Source organism: Pseudomonas sp. ADAK13 (assembly GCF_012935715.1).
Classification (GTDB): Bacteria; Pseudomonadota; Gammaproteobacteria; order Pseudomonadales; family Pseudomonadaceae; genus Aquipseudomonas.
The window spans coordinates 2,381,764-2,399,493 of the sequence record NZ_CP052860.1 but is presented as its reverse complement, the minus strand read 5'-3'; the positions used below and the strand labels follow the sequence as shown (position 1 = coordinate 2,399,493).

Sequence of the window (17,730 nt, the reverse complement as noted above, 5' to 3'; positions counted from 1 at the left end):
CCACCTGCTCACCCTTTTTGATTAGACGGAACCCGCAAAACCCCATCATGGACCCTTCCCCTGGCATCACCCTCGCGACACTCTTCGCCGACTTCGGCATGATTCTTTTTGCACTGATCCTGGTACTGCTCAACGGCTTCTTCGTTGCGGCGGAATTTGCCATGGTCAAACTGCGCTCGACCCGGGTCGAGGCCATCGCCCACAAAAACGGCTGGCGCGGGCAGATCCTGCGCACCGTACACAGCCAGCTTGACGCCTACCTGTCGGCCTGCCAGTTGGGCATCACCCTGGCCTCCCTGGGCCTGGGCTGGGTCGGTGAACCGGCCTTTGCGCACATCCTCGAACCGTTGCTGGGCGCGATCGGCGTGCAATCGCCGGAAGTGATCAAGGGCGTGTCGTTCTTTGCCGCCTTCTTCGTGATCTCGTACCTGCACATCGTGGTCGGTGAGCTGGCGCCCAAGTCCTGGGCGATTCGCAAGCCCGAGCTGCTGTCGCTGTGGACCGCCGTGCCGCTGTACCTGTTCTACTGGGCCATGTACCCGGCGATCTACCTGCTCAACGCCAGTGCCAACGCCATCCTGCGCATCGCCGGCCAAGGCGAGCCCGGCCCGCACCACGAGCACCATTACAGCCGTGAAGAACTGAAACTGATCCTGCACTCCAGCCGTGGCCAGGACCCGAGCGACCAGGGCATGCGTGTACTGGCCTCCGCCGTGGAAATGGGCGAGCTGGAAGTGGTGGACTGGGCCAACTCCCGGGAAGACCTGGTGACCCTGGACTTCAACGCCCCGCTCAAGGAAATCCTGGCGTTGTTCCGCCGCCACAAGTTCAGCCGCTACCCGGTGTACGACGCGGTGCGTAACGAGTTCGTCGGCCTGCTGCACATCAAGGACCTGCTGCTGGAACTGGCGGCCCTGGACCACATCCCCGAGTCGTTCAACCTGGCCGAGCTGACTCGCCCGCTGGAGCGCGTATCGCGCCACATGCCGCTGTCACAACTGCTGGAGCAGTTCCGCAAGGGCGGCGCGCACTTTGCCCTGGTGGAAGAAGCCGACGGCAAGGTCATCGGCTACCTGACCATGGAAGACGTGCTGGAAGTGCTGGTGGGCGACATCCAGGACGAACACCGCAAGGCCGAGCGCGGCATCCTGGCCTATCAGCCGGGCAAGCTGCTGGTGCGTGGTGACACGCCGCTGTTCAAGGTGGAGCGCCTGCTGGGCGTCGACCTGGACCACATCGAAGCCGAGACCCTGGCAGGGCTGATCTACGACACCCTGAAACGGGTGCCGGAAGAGGAAGAAGTGCTGGAAGTCGAAGGCTTGCGGATCATCATCAAGAAGATGAAAGGGCCGAAGATCGTGTTGGCCAAGGTGCTGTTGCTCGACTAGGGCACGCCCCCTGCAGGAGCGAGCTTGCTCGCGAAGGACTTAACGATAACGCTGGGATCCTGACACCCGGCAGCGCCCTCAGGTTTTTCGCGAGCAAGCTCGCTCCTAAAAAAGCCTTACCGCGTGCCCAACGCAAAGTTGGGCAACGCCTGCACCGGCTGGTTGAATTCGTACGGAATCGACACCAGCCCCAACGCCGTCGTGCGCTGCACCACAAAATGCAGATGCGGCCCGCTGCTGTTGCCGGTATTGCCCGACAGCGCCAACGGGCTGCCCACCGCCACGCGTTGCCCTTCCCTGACGCTGACCGACCCTTGCTTGAGGTGCAGGTACACGCCTTGAGTACCGTCATCGTGCTGCACCCGCACGAAATTGCCCGATGGGTCGCCGCCGCGCCCGGCCTGGGCGTTCTCGGTTTTCAGCACCACGCCTGCGCGCGCCGCGATGATCGGCGTGCCTTCAGGCATGGCGATATCCATCGCATAGCGGCTTTTGAGCTCGGAGTGGCTGAAGGTGCCGTTCGGGCCTTGAGTGAGTCGGAACGGGCCGCCGCGCCAGGGCAATGGATAGCGATAGGAAACAGGTTGCGCAGGATATGCAGGCTTGGGCATCACCCGCTCCTGATACACAAACGCCTGCGCCCCGGGCGTGTACCGGTCACTGAAAACCACGGCGCCGTCGGCGTCGATGGATTTGTAGAGGGTCATGGACATCGCCGACGGGGCGGTGATTAACAATCCACAGAACAGCAGTGAGCGCGCGAGCATGGGGTTGGCCTGCCAGGGACGACTGAATGGCAGGCTAACAAGGGATCATGACAGTGCTATGTGAACCGTCCACTGCCCCTGTGGCGAGGGAGCAAGCTCCCTCGCCACAGGTAAAACGTTGGCCTGAAATGACTGCCAGGTCACGCACCCGGCACAAAATGCTTCTGCGCGGTGCCGCGAGCGATCAGCCGCGAGATGTAATCGAGCTTCTGCGCGTCCTGGTCGATAAACCGGAAGGTCAGTTGCAGCCAATCACTGTCCGGCTTGGGCTCGTAGGCCACGACGGCGTGCAGGTAGCCGTTAAGGCGCGCCACCTCGGCATTTTCACCCTGCTCCAGGTCGAGCACGGCGCTTTCCAGTACCTGAGGCAGGACTTCGCCGCGACGCACCACCAGCAGCGCTTCCTTGATGCTCAAGGCCTTGATCACACATTGCTGGGTGCCGCTGGACAGGCGCAACTGGCCCTGGCCACGACCGCTGGCAGGCGATGCGGTCGGAGCGGCCTGCACCGGCGGGCTGTTGAGCAAGCCTTTGCTGGGTGCGGCCACCGGAGCCGGCTTTACTGCTTCAGGCTTGCCGCCCGTCAGGGCGCTGAGGGAGTCGTTGCCGAACGCCGAGTTCATCTTGGTCGGCGCGCTGGCGATCAACGCGTCGAGGCGACCAATCTTGTTCAGCGCCTGCTTGACCTTGTTCAGCAGCTGCTCGTTGGTGAAGGGCTTGCTGACGTAGCCGGAAACCCCGGCCTGGATCGCCTGCACCACGTTTTCCTTGTCACCACGGCTGGTCACCATGACGAACGGCATGGCTTTCAGATGAGGCTGCTCGCGGCACCAGGTCAGCAGTTCCAGGCCGGACATTTCCGGCATTTCCCAGTCACACAGCACCATGTCGAAGGTTTCGCGCATCAGGATGGCCTGGGCCTTTTTGCCGTTCACCGCATCTTCGATCTTGATCCCCGGGAAGTAGTTGCGCAGGCACTTCTTCACCAGGTCGCGAATAAACGAGGCGTCATCCACCACCAACACACTGACTTTGCTCATCGACCCTTCATCCTATAAAAACCCCGGCAAGCATAACGCTTCGCTGATGGCATTTCGCCAAAACTCTTCAGTCACGCCAGGACTTTACGTTTCCCCGCCGCGCAAAATTCGTACGCCACAAACGAAAACGCCCGACCAAAGGCCGGGCGTTTATTTCTCGGGCAATCTTACTTATCGTCAGGAACGCCCGGAACATTAGGGATTTGATCGGCAGTGCCTTCAACTTCGGCTTTCATGCGCTTGAGGCCCATGTGCCGCACGTCGGTACCCCGCACCAGGTAGATCACCAGTTCCGAGATATTGCGCGCGTGGTCGCCGATGCGCTCCAGCGAACGCAGGACCCAGATGATGCTCAACACCCGCGAGATAGAGCGCGGGTCTTCCATCATGTAGGTCGCCAGCTCGCGTAGCGCAGTCTTGTATTCGCGGTCGATGATCTTGTCGTACTGCGCCACCGACAACGCCAGTTCGGCGTCAAAGCGGGCAAACGCGTCGAGGGCGTCGCGGACCATGTTGCGCACCTGGTCGCCGATGTGGCGCACTTCGACGTAACCGCGCGGCGCTTCGCCTTCTTCGCACAACTGGATGGCGCGGCGGGCGATCTTGGTGGCTTCGTCGCCGATGCGCTCCAGGTCGATCACGGACTTGGAGATGCTGATGATCAAACGCAGGTCGGACGCCGCCGGCTGACGACGGGCCAGGATGCGCAGGCATTCTTCGTCGATGTTGCGTTCCATCTGGTTGATCTGGTCATCGATCTCGCGCACTTGCTGGGCCAGGCCCGAGTCGGCCTCGATCAGCGCGGTGACCGCATCGTTGACTTGCTTCTCCACCAGCCCGCCCATGGCCAGGAGGTGGCTGCGCACTTCCTCAAGCTCGGCGTTGAACTGCGCGGAGATGTGATGGGTAAGGCCTTCTTTGCTAATCATGTTGGCGTCCTTGGAACGTCCGGTAAGGTGCGGTCGACCGCAGCATCAGTTCAGTGTGCAACCTGCCAGCTGCTAGCCGTAGCGACCGGTGATGTAGTCTTCGGTCTGCTTCTTCGCCGGGTTGGTGAACAGGGTATCGGTGTCGCCAAATTCCACCAGCTTGCCCATGTACATGAACGCGGTGTAGTCGGAAACCCGCGCCGCCTGTTGCATGTTGTGGGTCACGATCACGATGGTGAACTTGGATTTCAGTTCGTAGATCAGCTCTTCGACTTTCAACGTGGAGATCGGGTCGAGTGCCGAGCACGGTTCATCGAGCAGCAGTACTTCAGGCTCCACGGCGATGGTGCGCGCGATCACCAAACGTTGCTGCTGGCCGCCGGACAAACCGAGGGCCGACTCGTGCAGGCGGTCCTTGACCTCGTCCCACAGCGCCGCGCCTTTCAGTGCCCACTCAACGGCTTCGTCGAGGATGCGCTTCTTGTTGATGCCCTGGATGCGCAGGCCGTAGACCACGTTTTCATAGATGGTCTTGGGAAACGGGTTCGGCTTCTGGAACACCATGCCCACTCGGCGACGCAGCTCGGCCACGTCTTCGCCCTTGCGGTAGATGTTGGTGCCGTACAGATTGATGGCGCCCTCGACGCGGCAGCCGTCCACCAGGTCGTTCATCCGGTTGAAGGTGCGCAGCAAGGTCGACTTGCCGCAGCCGGACGGGCCGATGAAGGCGGTCACGCGTTGCTTGGGGATGTTCATGCTGACGTCGTACAGCGCCTGCTTGTCGCCGTAGTACAGGCTCAGGCCCGGCACTTCGATGGCCACGGTTTCCTGGGCCAGGCTCAGGCTCTGCTTGTCGCGACCCAGGGCTGACATGTTGATGCCGTGGGAATGAGTGTCTTGTTGCATGGGATGCTCCCTGTGCTACCAATTCGTTTCGTTGAACCGCCGGGGCGGCTTACTCAAAATCTGTGTCTAGCGCTAACCCTGTGGGAGCTGGCTTGCCTGCGATGGCATCACCGCGGTGTACCTGTTCAACCGAGTCGCCGGCATCGCAGGCAAGCCAGCTCCCACAGGTGCCCACTTAACTGTCCAGCGCCTTGTACTTCTCGCGCAGGTGGTTACGAATCCACACCGCCGACAGGTTAAGCGTGGCAATCACCAGCACCAGCAACAGCGCGGTGGCGTACACCAGCGGCCGTGCGGCCTCGACGTTGGGGCTCTGGAAGCCGACGTCATAGATATGGAAGCCCAGGTGCATGATCTTCTGGTCCAGGTGCAGGTACGGGTAGTTGCCGTCCACCGGCAGCGACGGCGCCAGTTTCACCACACCTACCAGCATCAGCGGCGCCACTTCACCGGCAGCACGGGCCACGGCCAGGATCATGCCGGTCATCATCGCCGGGCTGGCCATGGGCAGCACGATCTTCCACAGCGTTTCCGCCTTGGTTGCGCCCAGTGCCAAAGAGCCTTCACGCACGGTGCGGGGAATCCGCGCCAGGCCTTCTTCGGTGGCCACGATCACCACCGGCACCGCCAGCAGCGCCAGGGTCAGGGACGCCCACAGCAGGCCAGGCGTTCCGAAGGTTGGTGCCGGCAAGGCTTCGGCGAAGAACAGCCGGTCGAGCGAGCCGCCCAGTACGTAAACGAAGAAGCCGAGGCCGAACACGCCGTAAACAATGGCAGGCACACCGGCCAGGTTGTTCACCGCGATGCGGATGATGCGGGTCAGGGTGTTCTGCTTGGCGTATTCACGCAGGTACACCGCTGCCAGCACGCCGAACGGGGTCACAATCATCGCCATGATCAGGGTCATCATCACGGTGCCGAAGATCGCCGGGAAGATCCCGCCTTCGGTGTTGGCTTCCCGTGGGTCGTCACTGAGGAATTCCCAGACCTTGCTGAAGTAGAAGCCGACCTTGGTCAGGTAGCCCATGGCGTTCGGCTGGTAAGCGTGCACCACCTTGCCGATGCCGATTTCGATTTCTTTGCCGTTGCCATCGCGAGCGGTGAGGCTGTCGCGGTTGAACTGGGTGTGCAGGTCCGCCAGGCGGGCTTCGATGTCTTTGTAGCGGTTGTTCAGCTCGGCGCGGCCGCTGTCCATGTCGGCTTGGGCGGTGGCGTCCAGCTTGCCTTCCAGCTCCAGCTTGCGACCGTGCAGGCGGATCCGTTCGAGGCCGGCGTTGATCGCGCCGATGTCGGACTTCTCAAGGGTCTTGAGCTGGGCCGCGAGCTTGTTGACGCGGTCGACACGGGCTTGCAGTTCCGGCCAGGCGGCCTCGCCTTCAGCGATGACCTTGCCGTCCTGTTTGACGTTGACCAGGGTGCCGTAGAAGTTGCCCCACTCACGACGCTCGATGGTCATCAGCTCGGCAGGCTTGGTCTGGTTGGTCAGCCACTCGCCGACGATCCAGGTGAAGTCGTTGCCGTTCAAGTCACGGTTGCCGACCTTGATCAGCTCGCGGGTCATGAACTCCGGGCCCTGGTCCGGCACCGGCAAGCCGGCGCTTTTCAGGCGCTCGCGGGGCACTTCTTCTTTCTGCACCACTTCGCCGATGACAATGTGGTTTTCCTGGCCCGGCACGTTGTAGTTGGCCTGGATCAGGTCGGCCGGCCAGAAGTGGCCCAGGCCACGCACGGCAATCACGGCCAGCAAACCAATGGTCATGATGACCGCGATGGACACCGCGCCACCGCTGATCCAGACGCCCGGGGCGCCGCTCTTGAACCATCCATTCAGGGAGTTCTGTTTCACAGACTTCTACCTTTCTTAAAGCGACGAGTATTTCTTGCGCAGACGCTGACGGATCAGCTCGGCGAGGGTGTTCATGATGAAGGTGAACAGCAGCAGCACCAGCGCCGAGAGGAACAGCACGCGGTAGTGGCTGCCGCCGACTTCCGACTCGGGCATTTCCACCGCGACGTTGGCCGCCAGGGTGCGCAGGCCTTCAAACAGGTTCATCTCCATCACCGGCGTGTTACCGGTGGCCATCAGCACGATCATGGTTTCACCCACCGCACGGCCCATGCCGATCATCAGCGCCGAGAAAATGCCCGGGCTGGCGGTCAGGATCACCACGCGGGTCATGGTCTGCCATGGCGTGGCGCCCAGGGCCAACGAGCCCAGGGTCAGGCCGCGCGGCACGCTGAACACGGCGTCTTCGGCGATGGAGTAGATGTTCGGGATCACCGCAAAACCCATGGCCAGGCCGACGACCAGGGCGTTGCGCTGGTCGTAGGTGATGCCCAGGTCGTGGGAGATCCACATGCGCATGTCGCCGCCAAAGAACCAGGTTTCCAGGTACGGGCTCATGTACAGCGAGAGCCAGCCCACAAACAGGATCACCGGGATCAGGATCGCGCTTTCCCAGCCATCCGGAACCCGCAGGCGGATCGACTCCGGCAGGCGGCTGAAGATGAAGCCGGCCACCAGGATGCCGATCGGCAGCAGCATCAGCAGGCTGAAAATCCCCGGCAGATGCCCTTCCACATACGGCGCCAGGAACAGGCCGGCGAAGAAGCCGAGGATTACTGTCGGCATCGCTTCCATCAACTCGATCACCGGCTTGACCTTGCGGCGCAGGCTCGGGGCCATGAAGTAAGCGGTGTAGATCGCAGCGGCAACCGCCAGTGGCGCCGCCAGCAGCATGGCGTAGAACGCGGCCTTCAGGGTGCCGAAGGTCAGCGGGGCCAGGCTCATCTTGGGTTCGAAGTCGGTGTTGGCGGCGGTCGATTGCCAGACGTATTTAGGCTCGTCGTAGTTTTCGTACCAGACCTTGCTCCACAACGCGCTCCAGGACACTTCCGGGTGCGGGTTGTCCAGCAGCAGCGGTTGCAGCTTGCCGCCGGCTTCGACGATCACCCGGTTGGCCCGTGGCGACATGCCGAAGATCCCGGTGCCCTCGACCACCGGGTCCACCAGCAGCGTACGGTGGGCGGTGCTGTGGAACACGCCGAACTTGCCGGAGGCGTCGAGGGCGGTGAAGCCTTTGCGACGTTCTTCAGCGGTGATTTCAACGATAGGCGCGGTGCCCATCTGGAAAGTACGAATCTGCTTCAGACGCTGTTCGCCGTCCGGGTCACGGGCCATGAACCACTGCGCCAGGCCACCGCTGGAGTTACCGATGATCAGCGAGATGCCGCCCACCAGTTGGGTACTGGCGGTGACTTGCGCAACGCCGTCTTCCAGTAATTTGTATCGACCGTTGAGGCTGTTGTCCCGCAGGCTGAACACGTCGGCCTGGGCGCGGCCGTTGATCACGTACAGCCACTGCTGGCGCGGATCGACGAAAATGGCTTTCACCGGCTCGGTCATTTGCGGCAGTTCGATGCGCTTCTGCTCGGTGGTGACTTCCTCGGTCATCATGTTTTCTTCACGGCTGATAGACAGCACGTTCAGATGGGCGCCACTGGAACCGGCCACCACCAGCGTCGAGTCGGTAGCATTCAAGGCTACGTGCTCAAGGGAGCGACCTTGTTCGTCGAGGACGATCGGCGTTTCGCCGTAAGGGTATTCAATGGCGGGCGAGATGGTCTTCTTGCCGTCCGGGTACGACACTTTATAGGTATGGCGGAACACCAGGGACTGGCCGTTGGACAGGCCGAGGATCACCAGCGGGCTGCCCGGCTGGTCTTCACCAATGGAAGCAACTGTCACACCGGCCGGCAATGGCAGGTCAACGCGCTTGAGTTCGGCCCCCGTATCAACGCTGAAGAACAGTGCCTGGCCCTTGTCGGAAACCCGCATCGCGACCTGGTTCTGTTCTTCCATGGAAATCATCAGCGGCTTGCCGGCGTCCTGCAGCCAGGCCGGCGTCAGGGCCTCTTCCTTGGTCAGGTTGGCGCCGTGGAACAGCGGCGCGACTACATAGGCAAGAAAGAAGAAGATCAAGGTGATCGCGCCCAGCACGGCGAGGCCGCCAATCAGCACGTACCAGCGGGTCAGGCGATCCTTGAGCGCGCGGATTCGGCGCTTGCGTTGCAGCTCAGGCGTATTGAAATCAATGCGCTTGGGGGGAGAAGTCGTCGTCATGGTGGAATTGGCCAGATCATTCATGCGCACACCCTAGCGATCCTGTATGACAGAAAGATGACAATGCAGTGACGCAAGAAATCCGCCGCGCAGCGTAGCTGGCAGCAGACTGAAAAATGGGAGGCGAGGTCCAGGTCCTGCAGACCCCGCCCAGGCCTTGAACCGCGGCTAAACCCCGGCTCAAGACAAGTTTACCGGCGGCTTATTTGCCACCTTCTTTCAGGCCCAGGTCAGCCAGTGCCTTGGCGGCAACTTTGGCTGGCAGCGGGATGTAGCCGTCTTTCACTACCACTTCCTGGCCCTGTTTGGACAGAACCAGCTTCACGAACTCGGCTTCCAGCGGGGCCAGAGGCTTGTTCGGGGCTTTGTTGACGTAAACGTAGAGGAAGCGCGACAGCGGGTATTTACCGTTCAGGGCGTTTTCTTCGCTGTCTTCGATGAAGTCAGTGCTGCCTTTCTTGGCCAGGGCCACGGTTTTCACGCTGGCGGTTTTGTAACCGATGCCCGAGTAACCGATGCCGTTCAGCGAGGAGCTGATGGACTGCACAACCGACGCCGAACCTGGTTGTTCGTTCACGTTAGGTTTGTAGTCGCCTTTGCACAGGGCTTCTTCCTTGAAGTAGCCGTAGGTGCCGGATACCGAGTTACGACCGAACAGTTGCACTGGCTTGTTGGCCAGGTCGCCGGTCACGCCCAGGTCGCCCCAGGTCTTGACGTCAGCTTTGGCGCCGCACAGACGCGTCGAGGAGAAGATCGCGTCGACTTGTTCCATGGTCAGGTGCTGGATCGGGTTGTCCTTGTGCACGAACACGGCCAGGGCATCCACGGCAACCGGGATAGCGGTTGGCTTGTAGCCGTACTTCTGCTCGAAGGCAGCCAGTTCGGTGTCCTTCATCTTGCGGCTCATCGGGCCCAGGTTGGAGGTGCCTTCAGTCAGCGCAGGAGGTGCAGTGGCGGAGCCGGCGGCCTGAATCTGGATGTTGACGTTCGGGTATTCCTTTTTGTAACCCTCAGCCCACAGGGTCATCAGGTTTGCCAGGGTATCGGAACCAACGCTGGACAGGTTGCCCGACACACCAGTGGTCTTCACATAAGCCGGAATGGCCGGGTCAACACCAGCGGCTACCGCGTTAGCGGTCGCAACGCCAGCAGCGACAAAAGTCATTGCCGCCATCAAACGTTTAAGTTTCATGCCTTGCTCCTAGCAGATAGGGATAATTGGATCGGGGCCAAGTATCGGTAGGCCGTGTGAACACTCTATGTCCGTAATATGACAATTAGATGAAAGGCCATCATTCATGAAAAACCTGACAGGAAGGGGCAGTTCAATAAATCCGGGGGCTTGCGAGGAGGTTAAGGCGAATGGAGCAGTTCGTTGGAAACACTCTGTAAGGGTTGCCGAGCAAAATCTGTGGTGAGGGAGCAAGCTCCCTCACCACAAGGGTATTCGTAAGTTAGCGCCCGCGCTTCCACAGATAAGCACCCACCAGCATGCCCATGGTGCAGATCACTGCCACGTAGTACGCCGGGCCCATCGGGCTTTCCTTCATCAGCAGCGACACCACCAGCGGCGTCAGGCCGCCGAACACCGCGTACGCCACGTTGTAGGAGAACGACAGACCGCTGAAGCGCACCACTGGCGGGAAGGCTTTCACCATCACGTAGGGCACCACGCCGACCGTGCCCACAAACAGGCCGGTCAGGGTATACAGCGGGAACAGCCAGTCAGGATGATTGGCGAGGCTGTGGTACAGCGTCCAGGAAGTTGCCAGCAGCAATGCGCAACCGGCGATCAGCACACGGCCCGCCCCGAAGCGGTCCGCCAGGGCGCCTGAAATGATGCAACCAATGCTCAGGGTAACGATGGCCAGGCTGTTGGCTTGCAGCGAAACAGTCGGGCTGAAGTGGTAGACGGTCTGCAACACAGTCGGGGTCATCAGGATGACGACAACGATGCCGGCCGAGAGCAACCAGGTCAGCAGCATCGACAGCACGATGGCCCCACGGTGATCACGCAACACCGCGCGCAAGGGCAGTTCAGCCGCCAGGGTCTTGCGCTGCTGCATCTCGGCGAAGATCGGGGTTTCATGCAGCCAGCGGCGCAGGTACACCGACAGCAGGCCAAACACACCGCCCAACAGGAAAGGAATCCGCCAGGCGTAATCCGACACCTGCTCCGGGCTATAGAGGGTGTTGATGGCGGTAGCCACCAGCGACCCCAAAAGGATGCCCGCCGTCAGGCCGCTGGTCAGGGTACCGCAGGCATAACCGATATGACGCGGCGGCACGTGCTCGGACACGAACACCCAGGCGCCCGGCACTTCACCGCCAATCGCTGCGCCCTGGATCACGCGCATCAGCAACAGCAGGATCGGCGCCCACAGGCCGATCTGTGCGTAGGTGGGCAGCAGGCCCATGATCAGGGTCGGCACGGCCATCATGAAGATGCTCAGGGTGAACATCTTCTTGCGCCCCAGCAGGTCGCCGAAGTGCGCCATGATAATCCCGCCCAACGGCCGCGCCAGGTAGCCCGCAGCGAAGATGCCGAAGGTCTGCATCAAGCGCAGCCATTCGGGCATGTCGGCGGGAAAGAACAGCTTTCCGACCACCGTGGCGAAAAACACGAAAATGATGAAGTCGTAGAACTCCAGCGCCCCGCCCAAGGCAGACAGCGACAGGGTTTTGTAGTCGTTGCGGGTCAGCGGGCGCGAAGGTTGCGCGCTGCTTGCGGGCACGGAGGACATGGCAAGGCTTCTCTTATAGTAGTCAGGACGGCAAGCCCGGGACTTGCGGCAGGCTTGGCAAGATAGCAAATCGCTTGAAAAAGCACAGCGTTGAGCAGTTAACAGTTCAGATGAGCGAAATATTCCCGTCGCAGACGTGCAATTAACATGAGCAGGAGCACAGTTGCCGGAAAAAGCCGCGATACAGCGTCTATTTACCGACCAAATGAGCCGCAGGAGGTCGTCGTGGCGCCGACGGCTCGATATACTCGGCCATTGCAAGCGCCAGACCCGCATCCTTGAGGGGCTGCTGTGCCAAAACGCCGTTGGCGGCCCGCCAGCCGATTTGGCAGAGTTTCCCTTTAGTACGCCTTACGAGAAACGCATCGAGCGGTGTATGTTGGTGCTGAAACGTTTTTCCAGAAGACGGCTATCCACTTGAAATACCCATGAAGCGTCACGGGTCAGAGGCACCGGCATGATCGAACTCGAACAAGAAGATCCTATCCCGCAAGGCGATCTCGCCCTGCAAATCACCGCACTCCCGCGTGAAACCAACGGTTTCGGCGACATCTTCGGCGGCTGGCTGGTCGCGCAGATGGACCTGGCCGGCACGGCCATGGCGAGCAAGGTTGCCGGTGGCCGCGTGGCGACCGTAGCGATCGACCGCATGGCATTCCTGGTGCCCGTGGCAGTCGGCGCACAGTTGTCCTTCTATACCCAGGCCCTGGAAATCGGCCGCAGCTCGATCCAGATGATGGTCGAAGTGTGGAGCGACGACCCGCTGTCCAGCGAATGGCGCAAGGTCACCGAGGCGGTGTTTGTGTTCGTTGCCATCGACGGCAGCGGTCGCACCAGGTCGGTTCCGTCGCGGGCGCGTTAAACATCGCGACGTTTTGACGGTCCATTGCCCCATTGTCTGCCATTGAGAGCGCGTGCCTATGTCTACACCCAACGTTGAAACCGTCAAACTGGATGAGCTGAACGCATGGCGCATCCGCCATAACGGCGCCGAATTGGTGGTGGCCCAGCAAGGCGCACATATCGTCAGTTACCAGCGCACCGGCGAAAAGCCGCTGATCTGGCCCAACGACGACGTGGTGTTCAAGAAAGGCAAAGGCATTCGCACCGGTGTGCCGGTGTGCTGGCCGTGGTTTGGTGTATTCGACCGCAACCCGCAGAGCGTCAAGGCCATGTATCAGGGTGACGAGCCGGCGGGCGCGCATGGTTTCGTGCGGACCGCCGACTGGGCGTTGGTGGGCGTTGAAGCTGAAGGCACAGCACTGCGCGTGGAGCTGGAACTGCCGGTGCCCGAAGGTGGCTTCCCGGGCTGGCCCCATCAGGTCGACCTGAAGATGAGCCTCCTGCTGGATGATCAGTTGCACATTCGCCTGACCAGCCATAACCGTGGCACCGAGACCGTCAGCCTCAGCCAGGCACTGCACAGCTACTTTGCGGTCAGCGATGTGCGCAATGTGCAGGTCGAAGGTTTGGACGGCCTGGCCTATATCGATACCGCCGACGGCTGGACCCACAAGCAACAATCCGGGCTGTTGCACTTCACCGCCGAGACCGACCGCATCTACCTCGACACGCCGGCGCAGCTGAACATTGTCGACAAAGACTGGCAGCGCCGTGTTCAGCTCAGCAGCACAGGCTCGCGCTCGACGGTGATCTGGAACCCGTGGACCGAACGCGCCAAGGCCTTCAGCGACATGGCCGACGACGGCTGGCAGGGCATGCTCTGCATCGAGACCGCGAATGTGCTGGACGATGCGGTAACGCTCGCGCCGGGCGAAAGCCATACCCTGGGTGTGAGCATCAGCGGTATCGCCCTGTAAACCCAATCAAATGTGGGAGCTGGCTTGCCTGCGATAGCGGAGTGTCAGGCGACAGAGATGTCGACTGTCAGGCCCTCATCGCAGGCAAGCCAGCTCCCACATTTTGAATGGCGTCGCGGCTTACAAGTCCGACTCTTTGACCACCCGCACCTTCCCCGCATCCAGCGCATAGGCCGCATCGGCCAGGTCGTTGTTGACCTTCTCCACCTTCAGCGTGCCCGTCACCCACAGCGGCGTGTAGATATCATCCAGCTTCAACCCCTTGGGATAACGCACCAGCACCAACTGGTTGGGCGGCGGTGGCGGCACGTGGATGCACGCGCCCGGGTAAGGCACCAGGAAGAACAGCGTGCTGCGGCCCTTGGCGTCGGTTTCGAGTGGCACGGGGTAGCCGCCGATGCGGATGTTCTTGCCGTTCATGGCGGCCACGGTCTTGGTCGAATACATCACCGCCGGCAAGCCCTTGCTCTGCTTCAGGCCGCCCTTGGCCGTGAAGGTGCCTTGGGCTTCCGGGGAGTTGTGGTCGATTTCGGGCATTTCTTCGAGGGCTTTCTGGTCCGACTTGGGCATCAGTTCCAGCCAGTCGGTTTCCGGCAGTTCGCCAGCGTGCGCCAGGCCACAGCCCAGCAAGAGGAGAGTCAACAGAAGACGGCGCATGGAGAGGCTCGGCAAGGATTACAGTGCCGGCATTCTAGCCCTCTGCGCCTGCGCAGCGCAGAGGGCCTGGTCGCTAAATTACTTCTTTCTCAGCAGACCGTAGATCACCAACAACACGATCGCACCGATCAGTGCACCGATAAAGCCTGCGCCCTGGCCCGCCTGGTAGATACCCAGTGCCTGGCCACCATAGGTTGCAACCAGCGAACCGGCGATACCCAGCAGGATGGTCATGATCCAGCCCATGCTGTCGTCGCCTGGCTTCAGGAAACGCGCCAGCAGGCCAACGATCAAGCCGATAAAGATGGTTCCAATGATACCCATGGCATTTCCCTCTGAATGAAGTGAACTCAGTCAAAGCCTAGTCAGACTTTGGCTTCCTGCAATCAGAGGGTGGCGGGTACCAATGGTTCCCGCCCCGCTTTGGGTTATTGCTCGGCGATCAGCGCTTCGACCTTGAGGATCTGCGCTTGCAGCGTCGCGCGGTCCTTGCAACGCAGGTTGGCGTGGCCGACCTTGCGCCCAGCCTTGAAGGCCTTGCCGTAATGATGCAGGTGGCAGTCATCGATCGCGATCACACGCTCAACCGGCGGCACCACGCCGATGAAGTTGAGCATCGCGCTCTCGCCGACCTTGGCCGTGGAGCCCAACGGCAAGCCCGCCACCGCCCGCAGGTGGTTTTCGAACTGGCTGCACTCGGCGCCTTCGGTGGTCCAGTGCCCGGAGTTGTGCACGCGCGGGGCGATTTCGTTGGCTTTCAGGCCACCGTCGACTTCAAAGAACTCGAACGCCATCACGCCGACGTAATCCAGCTGCTTGAGCACTCGGCTCGAATAATCTTCGGCCAGGGCTTGCAGCGGGTGATCGGTGCTGGCCACGGACAGCTTGAGGATGCCGCTGTCGTGGGTGTTGTGCACCAACGGATAGAAGCGGGTTTCGCCATCGCGGGCACGCACGGCGATCAGCGAGACTTCACCGGTGAACGGCACGAAGCCTTCCAGCAGACAAGCGACGCTGCCCAGCTCGGCGAAGGTACCGACCACATCGGCAGCGCTGCGCAGGACTTTCTGGCCCTTGCCGTCGTAACCCAGGGTGCGGGTTTTCAGCACGGCCGGCAGGCCGATAGAGGCGACTGCAGCGTCCAGGTCGTCTTGGGACTGGATGTCGGCGAAGGCCGGCGTCGGGATGCCCAGGTCCTTGAACATGCTCTTCTCGAACCAGCGGTCGCGAGCGATGCGCAAGGCTTCGGCGCTCGGGTACACCGGCACGAACTGCGACAGGAAGGCCACGGTTTCAGCCGGGACGCTTTCAAACTCGAAGGTCACCAGGTCGACTTCATCGGCCAGTTGGCGCAGGTGGTCCGGGTCGCTGTAGTCAGCCCGCAGGTGTTCACCCAGCGCCGCCGCGCAGGCGTCTGGCGCCGGGTCCAGGAAAGCGAAGTTCATCCCCAGCGGCGTACCCGCCAGGGCCAGCATGCGGCCCAGTTGGCCGCCACCGATTACACCGATTTTCATCGTCAACAACCTCAGGCAATGCGTGGGTCTGGATTGTCCAGGACGCTGTCTGTCTGCTCAGCCCGGAATTTTTTCAGCGCCGCATGGAACTGCGGGTGCTTGGCACCGAGGATGCTGGCGGACAGCAATGCTGCGTTGATCGCGCCGGCCTTGCCGATCGCCAGGGTGGCCACCGGAATACCGGCGGGCATCTGCACGATGGACAACAGCGAATCCACGCCCGAGAGCATCGACGACTGCACCGGCACGCCCAGCACGGGCAGGTGAGTCTTGGCTGCACACATGCCTGGCAGGTGAGCTGCACCGCCGGCACCGGCGATGATCACCTCGATGCCACGGGATTCTGCTTCATCGGCATACTGGAACAGCAAATCCGGAGTGCGGTGGGCGGAAACCACCTTCACTTCGTAGGGAATGCCGAGTTTTTCCAGCATATCGGCGGTGTGGCTAAGGGTGGACCAATCGGACTTGGAGCCCATGATCACGCCAACCAATGCACTCATCGTCGTGCCTCTTCTCTCTGGGCGCCCGCAGGCGCGTCAAAAAACAACAAGCCACGCGGGAAATCCGGCGTGGCTTGGTGTACGAATTAAGGCCGGTTGGACCGGCCGAAGGCCGCGCAGTATACCGTAATAATGCAGATAAACAGCCCCTGGAATGACCATCTGTCCAGTGGCGCAAAGTAGCGGTTTTATTGACTTTCAGGTCAGCGAAAACACCGCAAAACCCTGTAGGAGCTGGCTTGCCTGCGATAGCGGTGTATCAGCCAACATTTCAGGCGCTGACCCACCCCAATCGCAGGCAAGCCAGCTCCCACATTTAACCGCGTTCAGCCGCCGGATTCTGCGCCGCACCCCCTTCCAGCTTGCGCCACAGCAACCGCACATTCGCCTTGCGCACCAGGGCGCAGCGGTACAAACGAATCTCCAGCGGCACATGCCATTGCGGGCCGCCGCACACCACCAATTCGCCCCGCGCCAACTCGGCGCGCACGCTCAGCTGCGGCACCCAGGCAATGCCCAGGCCTTCGAGGGCCATGCTTTTCAGGCTGTCGGCCATGGCGGTTTCGTAAATGGTGGTGAAGCGCAGCGCCCGCTGGCGCAGCAACAGGTTTACCGAACGCCCGAGAAAGGCGCCGGCACTGTAGGCCAGCAGCGGCACACTGCCTTCGCCTTCGAGGTCGAACAGCGGCTTGCCGTCGGCATCGGCGGCGCACACCGGCAGCATCTCGGTGTTGCCCAGGTGCAGCGACGGGAAGATCTCGGGGTCCATCTGCATCGCAGCGTCCGGGTCGTAGAACGCCAGCATCAAGTCGCAGCCGCCTTCGCGCAGCGCATGCACGGCGTCGCCGACGTTGGTGGCGACCAACCGGGTGGCGATGTTCAATCCTTCATTACGCAGCTGGGCGATCCAGCGCGGGAAGAAGCCCAGCGCCAGGGAGTGCGCCGCCGCCACCTGCATGACTTCGCCCTGCCCGCCTTCCAGGTGATGGAGGTGGCGCAATACCTCGCCGAGCTGCTCGACCACGGTACGCGCGGTGACCAGGAACAACTGCCCCGCCGCCGTGAGTTCGACCGGCGTGCGCGAGCGATTGACCAGGGTCAGCCCCAGCGCCGCCTCCAGGCTGCGGATGCGCCGACTGAACGCCGGCTGGGTGACAAAGCGCCGCTCCGCCGCCTGGGAGAAGCTGCGAGTGGCAGCCAGGGCGCTAAAGTCTTCCAGCCATTTGCTTTCAAGGTTCATCACATCCTCCCGGGGCACGCACCATTTTGGCACACACGTCCGTCATGGTAACGGGGTCACACCGACATTATGCCGTTTATGCATAGGCCAGTGTTTAAC

16 protein-coding genes are annotated in these 17,730 nt (G+C 61.6%); 3 read left to right on the top strand and 13 right to left on the bottom strand.

The genetic code is table 11. From position 1 onward, the window contains the following. Positions 1 to 47: 47 nt before the first annotated feature. Positions 48 to 1,388 (top strand): hemolysin family protein, encoded by a 1,341-nt coding sequence (locus HKK54_RS11105; protein ID WP_003213385.1) that lies wholly within the window; start codon positions 48 to 50, stop codon positions 1,386 to 1,388. A gap of 116 nt (positions 1,389 to 1,504) precedes the next feature. Here the strand turns inward: HKK54_RS11105 and HKK54_RS11100 are convergent, their stop codons facing one another. The 8 genes from HKK54_RS11100 to HKK54_RS11065 form a co-directional block, all read right to left on the bottom strand. Further along, a complete protein-coding gene (locus HKK54_RS11100) occupies positions 1,505 to 2,155 on the bottom strand; it encodes a M23 family metallopeptidase (protein WP_169386808.1) in 651 nt (216 codons plus the stop codon). Between the two features lie 140 nt (positions 2,156 to 2,295). Further along, positions 2,296 to 3,195, bottom strand: a complete 900-nt coding sequence (locus tag HKK54_RS11095) for a response regulator (protein WP_010168318.1) — start codon at positions 3,193 to 3,195, stop codon at positions 2,296 to 2,298. 167 nt (positions 3,196 to 3,362) lie between these two features. After that, positions 3,363 to 4,124: a phosphate signaling complex protein PhoU gene (phoU, locus tag HKK54_RS11090; protein ID WP_010168319.1), complete on the bottom strand. Its 762-nt coding sequence runs from the start codon at positions 4,122 to 4,124 to the stop codon at positions 3,363 to 3,365. A gap of 72 nt (positions 4,125 to 4,196) precedes the next feature. Next, positions 4,197 to 5,030 (bottom strand): phosphate ABC transporter ATP-binding protein PstB, encoded by an 834-nt coding sequence (pstB, locus tag HKK54_RS11085; RefSeq protein ID WP_010168321.1) that lies wholly within the window; start codon positions 5,028 to 5,030, stop codon positions 4,197 to 4,199. 175 nt (positions 5,031 to 5,205) lie between these two features. Continuing rightward, the gene (gene pstA, locus HKK54_RS11080; RefSeq protein WP_010168323.1) at positions 5,206 to 6,876 is read right to left on the bottom strand and encodes a phosphate ABC transporter permease PstA; all 1,671 of its coding nucleotides are present in this window, start codon (positions 6,874 to 6,876) and stop codon (positions 5,206 to 5,208) included. 15 nt (positions 6,877 to 6,891) lie between these two features. Beyond that, positions 6,892 to 8,925 carry an ABC transporter permease subunit gene (locus HKK54_RS11075; RefSeq protein WP_177324989.1) on the bottom strand — a complete coding sequence of 678 codons (2,034 nt, stop codon included), beginning with the start codon at positions 8,923 to 8,925 and terminating at the stop codon, positions 6,892 to 6,894. Positions 8,926 to 9,355: 430 nt separating this feature from the next. Then, a complete protein-coding gene (locus HKK54_RS11070) occupies positions 9,356 to 10,345 on the bottom strand; it encodes a phosphate ABC transporter substrate-binding protein PstS (protein ID WP_003213401.1) in 990 nt (329 codons plus the stop codon). Between the two features lie 262 nt (positions 10,346 to 10,607). Next, entirely contained in the window at positions 10,608 to 11,897 is a 1,290-nt protein-coding gene (locus HKK54_RS11065; protein ID WP_010168327.1) for an MFS transporter, read from the bottom strand. Positions 11,898 to 12,354: 457 nt separating this feature from the next. Here HKK54_RS11065 and HKK54_RS11060 point away from each other — a divergent pair, with 457 nt between their 5' ends. Both HKK54_RS11060 and HKK54_RS11055 read left to right on the top strand, forming a co-directional pair. Further along, positions 12,355 to 12,759: an acyl-CoA thioesterase gene (locus HKK54_RS11060; protein ID WP_003176975.1), complete on the top strand. Its 405-nt coding sequence runs from the start codon at positions 12,355 to 12,357 to the stop codon at positions 12,757 to 12,759. A gap of 58 nt (positions 12,760 to 12,817) precedes the next feature. Further along, positions 12,818 to 13,717 (top strand): D-hexose-6-phosphate mutarotase, encoded by a 900-nt coding sequence (locus HKK54_RS11055; RefSeq protein WP_169386807.1) that lies wholly within the window; start codon positions 12,818 to 12,820, stop codon positions 13,715 to 13,717. A 120-nt stretch (positions 13,718 to 13,837) separates the two neighbouring features. Here HKK54_RS11055 and HKK54_RS11050 read toward each other — a convergent pair whose 3' ends face one another. The 5 genes from HKK54_RS11050 to HKK54_RS11030 form a co-directional block, all read right to left on the bottom strand. Further along, positions 13,838 to 14,374, bottom strand: coding sequence for a DUF3299 domain-containing protein (locus HKK54_RS11050; RefSeq protein WP_169386806.1), 537 nt, complete (start codon positions 14,372 to 14,374; stop codon positions 13,838 to 13,840). A 78-nt stretch (positions 14,375 to 14,452) separates the two neighbouring features. Then, positions 14,453 to 14,698 (bottom strand): GlsB/YeaQ/YmgE family stress response membrane protein, encoded by a 246-nt coding sequence (locus HKK54_RS11045; protein ID WP_010168336.1) that lies wholly within the window; start codon positions 14,696 to 14,698, stop codon positions 14,453 to 14,455. 104 nt (positions 14,699 to 14,802) lie between these two features. Beyond that, on the bottom strand, positions 14,803 to 15,888 hold the full coding sequence (locus HKK54_RS11040) for a 5-(carboxyamino)imidazole ribonucleotide synthase (protein WP_169386805.1): 1,086 nt from the start codon (positions 15,886 to 15,888) through the stop codon (positions 14,803 to 14,805). Positions 15,889 to 15,899: 11 nt separating this feature from the next. Then, on the bottom strand, positions 15,900 to 16,391 hold the full coding sequence (gene purE, locus HKK54_RS11035; protein WP_003213411.1) for a 5-(carboxyamino)imidazole ribonucleotide mutase: 492 nt from the start codon (positions 16,389 to 16,391) through the stop codon (positions 15,900 to 15,902). Positions 16,392 to 16,707: 316 nt separating this feature from the next. After that, positions 16,708 to 17,631: a LysR substrate-binding domain-containing protein gene (locus tag HKK54_RS11030; RefSeq protein WP_010168340.1), complete on the bottom strand. Its 924-nt coding sequence runs from the start codon at positions 17,629 to 17,631 to the stop codon at positions 16,708 to 16,710. Between the last annotated feature and the right edge of the window lie 99 nt (positions 17,632 to 17,730).

Excerpts from the sequence above, each read along its gene's own strand:
- purE (WP_003213411.1), bottom strand. The coding sequence starts at position 16,391 with ATGAGTGCATTGGTTGGCGTGATCATGGGCTCCAAGTCCGATTGGTCC.
- HKK54_RS11045 (WP_010168336.1), bottom strand. The coding sequence starts at position 14,698 with ATGGGTATCATTGGAACCATCTTTATCGGCTTGATCGTTGGCCTGCTG.
- HKK54_RS11030 (WP_010168340.1), bottom strand. The coding sequence starts at position 17,631 with ATGAACCTTGAAAGCAAATGGCTGGAAGACTTTAGCGCCCTGGCTGCC.
- HKK54_RS11095 (WP_010168318.1), bottom strand. The coding sequence starts at position 3,195 with ATGAGCAAAGTCAGTGTGTTGGTGGTGGATGACGCCTCGTTTATTCGC.
- HKK54_RS11105 (WP_003213385.1), top strand. The coding sequence starts at position 48 with ATGGACCCTTCCCCTGGCATCACCCTCGCGACACTCTTCGCCGACTTC.
- phoU (WP_010168319.1), bottom strand. The coding sequence starts at position 4,124 with ATGATTAGCAAAGAAGGCCTTACCCATCACATCTCCGCGCAGTTCAAC.
- HKK54_RS11065 (WP_010168327.1), bottom strand. The coding sequence starts at position 11,897 with ATGTCCTCCGTGCCCGCAAGCAGCGCGCAACCTTCGCGCCCGCTGACC.
- HKK54_RS11055 (WP_169386807.1), top strand. The coding sequence starts at position 12,818 with ATGTCTACACCCAACGTTGAAACCGTCAAACTGGATGAGCTGAACGCA.
- HKK54_RS11060 (WP_003176975.1), top strand. The coding sequence starts at position 12,355 with ATGATCGAACTCGAACAAGAAGATCCTATCCCGCAAGGCGATCTCGCC.
- HKK54_RS11050 (WP_169386806.1), bottom strand. The coding sequence starts at position 14,374 with ATGCGCCGTCTTCTGTTGACTCTCCTCTTGCTGGGCTGTGGCCTGGCG.
- HKK54_RS11040 (WP_169386805.1), bottom strand. The coding sequence starts at position 15,888 with ATGAAAATCGGTGTAATCGGTGGCGGCCAACTGGGCCGCATGCTGGCC.
- pstB (WP_010168321.1), bottom strand. The coding sequence starts at position 5,030 with ATGCAACAAGACACTCATTCCCACGGCATCAACATGTCAGCCCTGGGT.
- HKK54_RS11070 (WP_003213401.1), bottom strand. The coding sequence starts at position 10,345 with ATGAAACTTAAACGTTTGATGGCGGCAATGACTTTTGTCGCTGCTGGC.
- HKK54_RS11100 (WP_169386808.1), bottom strand. The coding sequence starts at position 2,155 with ATGCTCGCGCGCTCACTGCTGTTCTGTGGATTGTTAATCACCGCCCCG.